Annotated in this window: 5 protein-coding genes; 1 reads left to right on the top strand and 4 read right to left on the bottom strand. The window is 33.7% G+C overall.

The genetic code is table 11. From position 1 onward, the window contains the following. Positions 1 to 789 precede the first annotated feature (789 nt). The 4 genes from idi to PSE60_RS12970 form a co-directional block, all read right to left on the bottom strand. Positions 790 to 1,311: an isopentenyl-diphosphate Delta-isomerase gene (gene idi, locus PSE60_RS12985; RefSeq protein ID WP_272665676.1), complete on the bottom strand. Its 522-nt coding sequence runs from the start codon at positions 1,309 to 1,311 to the stop codon at positions 790 to 792. Between the two features lie 145 nt (positions 1,312 to 1,456). Beyond that, positions 1,457 to 2,113: a two-component system response regulator NarL gene (gene narL, locus PSE60_RS12980; protein ID WP_004914835.1), complete on the bottom strand. Its 657-nt coding sequence runs from the start codon at positions 2,111 to 2,113 to the stop codon at positions 1,457 to 1,459. An 18-nt stretch (positions 2,114 to 2,131) separates the two neighbouring features. Then, positions 2,132 to 3,889, bottom strand: coding sequence for a nitrate/nitrite two-component system sensor histidine kinase NarX (gene narX / locus PSE60_RS12975; protein ID WP_210840411.1), 1,758 nt, complete (start codon positions 3,887 to 3,889; stop codon positions 2,132 to 2,134). Between the two features lie 373 nt (positions 3,890 to 4,262). Next, positions 4,263 to 5,177: a DUF808 domain-containing protein gene (locus tag PSE60_RS12970; RefSeq protein WP_272665675.1), complete on the bottom strand. Its 915-nt coding sequence runs from the start codon at positions 5,175 to 5,177 to the stop codon at positions 4,263 to 4,265. A gap of 301 nt (positions 5,178 to 5,478) precedes the next feature. Here PSE60_RS12970 and PSE60_RS12965 point away from each other — a divergent pair, with 301 nt between their 5' ends. Further along, complete coding sequence (locus tag PSE60_RS12965) at positions 5,479 to 6,465, top strand: glycosyltransferase (RefSeq protein WP_004914830.1); 987 nt, start codon at positions 5,479 to 5,481, stop codon at positions 6,463 to 6,465. Positions 6,466 to 6,508 lie beyond the last annotated feature (43 nt).

Genomic DNA, 6,508 nt, shown 5'->3' with positions numbered 1-6,508 from the left:
AGTTAGCAAAGGAGTGTGAGGTGATAAAGAACCTAGATATAAAGCGATGGAGAAATAAAAAGTGTAGTTGTAGTTGTAGTTGGGAAAAATTAAATTGCATCTTCAATGTATTTAGAGGGTGAATGCTAATGAGAGGTGTAAAGTAGTAAGTAACAGCTCACGGTTTTTTTGATGGGTCGCAGAGTTTTAGTAAAACCTATGGATATAGTGGGTTGATGGCTTAACCTATTTTCATTATGAATGGAATAGCGTTAATTAAAATAATGAGCAACAACTAACTTGTTATAGAGACAACTAACCTCTATTTGATTAGCAAAGGAGTATGGGGAAATAGGAGGAGGAGAATTAAATCAAGAGGTTGTACTCTAGGTATTTATGTGGTGAATGCTAATGGTGGATACAAAGTAATGAGTAACAACTCACTTGTTATAGCAATTAAAAATATATCGGGGAAAAGGGATTAATAAAACATAGTGAATAAGGTCGCAGTAAGTTTTAAGTGATTACTTACTATAGAAATATACCAGTAAAGTTTATTAAAAATGCAACTATATTCAATGAATAAATAATAATGACAATATTAAGTATTAAAAATAATACAATGAAAAAGATTAGTTAGCCTACGTTGAAAATTGAGATTAAATTAGCATTATTTATTTATATGAAATTGATAATTGAATTATTTTCTCGTCTATAATGTATTTTTTATGATATGTGATTTTATATAAATATTTTTTATGATTCAAGTTATATGTTAAAATTTATATTATAAATCAAGTTATTACAAATTCATTTATTTAAAATGTTTGATAAAGGAAATTCTTCCAATATTTTTTTAAACCATGGTGTAAATATTTCAGGGGTAAGAACGATCTCTTGTTTTAATTGAGGAAGACTTATCCACCTTATAGATAAGACTTCTTCCCTATTTGGTTGAATATATTGGTTATAATAACCAATAAAAATATGGTCATATTCATGTTCAATTAAGCCTCCCTGAACATCAGCTTTATAAATTAAGGAACCCGCATATGTCAATGGAGTGACAAAGCCTAGCTCTTCTTGAAGCCTACGTTCAGCTGCTTTCTGAGTATCCTCATTAGGTTTAGGATGACTACAGCAAGAATTTGCCCATTGCCCTGCTGAATGATATTTATGAAGAGCCCGTTGTTGAATTAATAGCTCATTTTGCTCATTAAAGATAAATACTGAAAATGCTCGATGTAGATAACCGAGTTGATGTACCAATAATTTTGACATAACACCAACAGGTTCATCATGTTCATTAACTAAAATTAATTCATCTTCCATTTATATTATTTTCCGTCATAAAAATTATTACACTAGTTTAGTATAATTAAAAATATAAGTTTGCATATTAGAGCTGTTTATTAGTTAACATGATTTTTTCAAAGCTCACAGCTATTATAAGGTTATATAGCTGTGAGATTAAAAATTATTTTTGTTGTAACACCCAAACAGCGGCTTCAACCCTTGATTTTAAATTGAGCTTTTTAAGTAAATGTTTAACATGTACTTTTACTGTGCTTTCTGCAATATCTAGTTTACGAGCTATCATTTTATTTGATAAGCCTTGTGAGATCAGTTCTAGAATATCGGCTTCCCTTGGTGTTAATGAAGTTATATTATTATCATCCTGTGTGGTATTGTCTCTGAGTGATTCAGCCAGTACAGATGCTAATGTTGGACTAACAACTAGCTTACCGCTAGCGGCTTCTTTTAGGGCGACTATAAGCTCTTCAGGCTCCATATCTTTAAGTAAATAACCATCAGCTCCTCTTTTTAGTGCATTGACTAAGTCATCACTATAATTAGAAACAGTAAAAAGAATAATTCTACCGGATAGTTCTCTTTTTCTAAGTTCATCAAGAGTTTCAAAACCATTCATTCCTGGCATGTTGAGATCCAATAAAATAAGATCAGGATCTTGCTCTTCAGCGATCTGTATACCTGTTTTACCATCTCCTGCTTCACCGATAACTTGTAATGAAGATTCCAAACTAATCAACTGTTTGACTCCATTTCTTAGCATCGGATGATCATCAATAAGTAGAATGGTTGATTTTTCGTTTACTATATTTGTATTTTCCATAGATGATTTTCCGGTATGTTAAGCGTCAGATAAAGGAAAGGTAACTTTTACCTCTGTTCCACCTTGAAGCCTAGGTGTAATATAACAGTTACCATTAAGGCTTAATGCTCTTTCTCTCATAATAATAAGCCCATAATGATTAAGTTTATCAGTGTTTGACGTGATCCCTGCACCATCGTCGGTAATGGTAATAGTAACAATACCATCATACTGTTTTAATGAAACCTCAGCCGATGTTGCATTAGCATGTTTTAGAATATTAGTTAATGCTTCTCGGACGATTTGTATAATATGAATAGATTGGTGTGGTGAAATACTCTTTGCGGGTAGGTCGTAATTTAAGGTTACTGTATACCCCATACGTTCGCTAAATTCATTAATGGTACTTTCTAATGAGGGAAGTAAGCCAGGTTCCATTAATTTAAGTCTAAATGTGGTTAATAGCTCTCTCAGTTGGCTATATGCGGTATTAATTTCGCTGCGCATTTCCGTTAACAACTGTTGAGGTTTTTCTGGTAATGGTTCAGGCTGTAATTGCAGATAGCTAATTTGCATTTTCAAACAAGATAAAGACTGAGCGATAGAGTCATGAAGTTCGCGTGCAATTGCAGAGCGTTCATCCATGATAAGCAATTGTTGTTGTTGTTCTATTTGGTGCTCCATCGCGAGCATACCAGAGATTTGTTTTGCTAGAACAGAAACAAGGTTGTTTTGTTCGTCTGAAAGTATTTGATTATCTTCAATCTCACCAATAATAACGCCATAACGATGCATATTGTCTGATAAATCCCATTGTAAGCTGAGAGGTTTATCGATTGAAATTTGTTGTTTTAGCTGCGTTGTTTTCGCTTCAGATAATCCGGTTGAATGGCAACATATTTCATGAAAATATGCTTCATTACTCTCTTCATACAACCGTAAACTTAGATTTTTGAGTATGGTAATGTTTTCTAGTTCAATAAGGACTTTTTGTAATCGTAAATAGAGGGGATCTGACGAATGAAGAATTTGGTTTGATTGATATAAATAAGATAACACCTTATTTTTTGTGATTAAATCTGCAGTTTTTTCTGCAACTCTTTCTTCAAGTTGATGATAGCTTAGCGCTAATTCATCTGACATCTGGTTCAGCGTTTCTCCTAACGCATTTAATTCATCTTGCCTATTATTTTTTGGGTAGCGTTGGCTAAAATCTTTTCGTCCAATCGCATTGACCATTGATAATAATTTAACCCATGGGTAATAAATTTTTCGTCTTAGGTGCCAGATGGTTCCCATGAGTAATAAGAAGACTAAGCTAATAAAAATCAGTTGTGTCATAGCAACATAAGCAATCTTTCTTTCTGTTTTTTCATCAATGTTATGAACCAACTCATCAAGTTTACTTACAAATGATATAACTTCGTATCTTGCATCGTTAGGCGTATTTGCTTCCATTAATGAAGGTCGTAAGATATGTAACCAGTAATTATAGAGCTCATCAAATTGAGGAGTTAAGCTTTCAATTTTTACAACTTGAGTCAGTTCTGGGCTAATGAGGTCAGATTCTAATGCGTCGAGATAACGCTGATTTTGAGTATTCAGAGGGACGAGAGAAAGTAATCTGTAGCTCTGCATTCGTAGTGAACCTGATTTATTTATTGCGTGAGCATTACCTTGTACACTTATAATCATTCGATTGGAAATCGTCATCCCAATAATTCCTAAGATCGCAATCAGTAGCATAAGGCCGATCACTTGGTTAATAATTGAAAATCGACGATACAGTGTGGGCATGTGTCACTTCCTTAAAGAGTCGTGCTAGCGAACTTAAAATGCATAGTTCTAGTATTGTTCATAAAGGGGCGAATATTAAATATACTACTTTGGTAGTAATTTTCTGGTGTTATAACAAAATAGAAAATAGAAAATGAAATTTCTCTTTAAGTTTTTTACTTTTATTTATTGATATATAAGATTAAATTTGATTCAGTCTAGAACGGGGCTACGTATTATAGCTTAAATTAAAGATGAATTTCCTTTGATTTAGATCAGTTTAAATATCGATGAAAATCAATATGTAAAATAATACATATCGAAAAATGTTACTGAAAAACTATCGAATGGCAGGAGTAAAGATAGCTCTAATCGATAGAGCTACCTTTTTGTTTTAGGCTTTTTTAATTTTTTTGAATAGTGAGATTATCGCGACAAGGATTAGGCCGGTTACTAGCCCAAAAAATAAATTAATTATGGTCGGTAAGATAAACTGCATAGTACTACCAATGATAGGTGTTAAGGTTGCGGTAAAGGATATTTCGGTAATCCATTCTGAAATATAGCTGATACCGTGCGTTAGGATACCTCCACCGACCATAAACATCGCAGCTGTTCCTACAATAGATAATGTTTTCATCAGATAAGGAGTCGCATAAATTAAGGAATTACCACATTTTTTTAATAAAGAAGAGGTTTTTTTCTGTAAATAAAAGCCTAAGTCATCTAATTTTACAATACCTGCAACTAAGCCATATACACCGACAGTCATCACGATAGCAATGATAGAGAGTACGGCCACTTGGTTGATAAAAGAGGTGGTGGAAACAATGCCGAGTGTGATGGCAATAATTTCAGCTGATAAAACAAAATCGGTACGAATAGCCCCTTTGATTTTTTTACTTTCAAATTCCTTAAGTTCTTCTGCTGATAATTGCAATTGGTGTTGGGGAAGAGAATCTTTTGCATTAGAATGCAATAGCTTATGAGTGATTTTTTCTGCTCCTTCAAAACAAAGATAGGCTCCACCAATCATGAGTAGAGGCGTGATAGCCCAAGGGATAAACGCACTGATTAACAACGCTAAAGGAACAAGTATTAATTTATTAACAAATGACCCTTTAGCGACGGCACAAACAACAGGAATTTCCCTCTCTGCACGAACACCTGTGACTTGTTGGGCGTTTAGTGCGAGGTCATCACCTAAAACACCGGATGTTTTTTTGGCAGCCATTTTTGTCATGACGGAAACATCGTCTAGCACAGCGGCAATATCATCAAGTAATGTGAGTAAGCTACTTCCAGCCACAAGGATATCCTCAATATTTTTTAAGGTGTCATTAATGTTTATTAGGTCAATTAATGGATAATTAGTTCATTACAATATAAATCATACTTACAAATAAGATAATTCCATTGCAGATTGATAAATCTGAATTTTACATTATTAAATTATTAAATTTTTATGACAATGGAACCAATGTGATTTTTTCTTTTCTAAATTATTAATTTTAGCGAAGTAACATATTGCTATCTGCTACTTTGCTTTATATTTGGTTTAATTATTTAGCTTATGAATAATTTTTAATAGATTGGTATAGGGTTAATACATGTCTTCTCAGCCAGTTTTGAGTATTGTCGTTGCTGTATATAATGGTGAAAAATTTTTACCTCAGTTTTTTGATAGCTTAATTGCGCAAAAGCTAGAAAATTGGGAGTTGATCGTTGTTAATGACGGCTCTAAAGATAAAAGTGAAGACATCATTAAGTCTTACGCAGATAAATTTGTACATTTAAAAGTGCTTTATCAAGAGAATCAAGGCGTATCAGTTGCCCGTAATACGGGAATGGTTGAGGCTACGGGAAAATATATTACATTCCCTGATATTGACGATGAAATTAGCCCTCAAATGTATGGGCGTTTATTAGAAATCGCATTATCAAATGACCTCGATGTTGCAACCTGTAATGGGACTTATGTTTATACTAATGGTGATGCACCAAAGGCAATTTTCCCACCGAATAAAGTTCCGTCAACTGGGGTAATTTCAGGCCCTGAATGGCTTGAAATAGGCTTAAGCTCACGCAAATTTTTGCATGTAACTTGGCTGAATTTATATCGTTTAGACATGTTGCGCCAACACAAATTTTTCTTTGAACCTAAGTTACATCATCAAGACATTCCTTGGACGACGGAAGTTTTACTCGTGGCGAAGCGCGTGCAATTTATTAATGAACAATACTACCGATATTTAATCCATAACCAATCTGTTTCGCATTCATTGAGTGGTGATGAACGCTCTGTTCGCAAGATAAAAACGTATTTGAAGATTATTGATATGCTTCTAAATATTTACCAGCGTTATCCTGAACAAGTTAAACAGGCACCAGCTTGCTTATGGCAGGTAGGAAAGGAGGGGTTAGGGGTGATTCAAGCGCTATTAGCCATTAAATCACCTGATGTACAGAAGGAAATGGTACAACTATTTTTTGATAAGGGTTATTGGCAAATAGTGTGGGCGCATGCAACAACAGTAAAATTAAAATGGCGATTAATTAGACGCTACACTAAGTTAAAAGAAATTATCAAATCATAATCTTCTGAAAAGGTAGCTGTTTTTATAAGCTACCTTTTTGTTT

Source organism: Providencia sp. PROV174 (assembly GCF_028480685.1).
Taxonomy (GTDB): Bacteria; Pseudomonadota; Gammaproteobacteria; order Enterobacterales; family Enterobacteriaceae; genus Providencia; species Providencia rettgeri.
The sequence above is the reverse complement of the archived record's forward strand: the minus strand, read 5'-3'. Positions and strand labels throughout refer to the sequence as shown.